The organism is Rickettsia asembonensis, assembly GCF_000828125.2.
Taxonomy (GTDB): Bacteria; Pseudomonadota; Alphaproteobacteria; order Rickettsiales; family Rickettsiaceae; genus Rickettsia; species Rickettsia asembonensis.
In genome coordinates this window covers 1-356 of sequence record NZ_JWSW01000069.1, presented here as the reverse complement: position 1 = coordinate 356, position 356 = coordinate 1, and the positions used below count along the sequence as shown (strand labels likewise).

The following is a 356-nucleotide window of genomic DNA, read 5'->3' as shown; positions in this document are numbered from 1 at the left end:
TTATCTCTCAACACTTCCTATAAGTGAAAGCTACATATACATCAGTTAAATCTCGATCATGATATTCTATGCTAGAGTCAAAAGCATCTAATCCCATAAAAGCTTTTCTATATTCTTTTTTTCCGGACTGGTTTATAAACTCTCCCTGTTTCTTTGAGAAATTTTACCAAGTAGTTATATTTGCTCTATTAACTTTTACCATATAAAAGTGTAAATCATCTTCTACTTCATAATGATAAACTTCTGATTTTACTTCTTGTGCTTTATATAGCTTTGTAAAAAGATGTTGTAAATTAGAATATTTTTCATTTATTTTACTGAAATAAAATTCAGAGAAAGGAAGTGTTGAGAGATAA

Annotated in this window: 1 pseudogene; it reads right to left on the bottom strand. The window is 27.5% G+C overall.

The features are described from left to right. Positions 1 to 163: 163 nt before the first annotated feature. A pseudogene (locus SB78_RS05645) lies at positions 164 to 356 on the bottom strand (hypothetical protein); the annotation flags it as partial.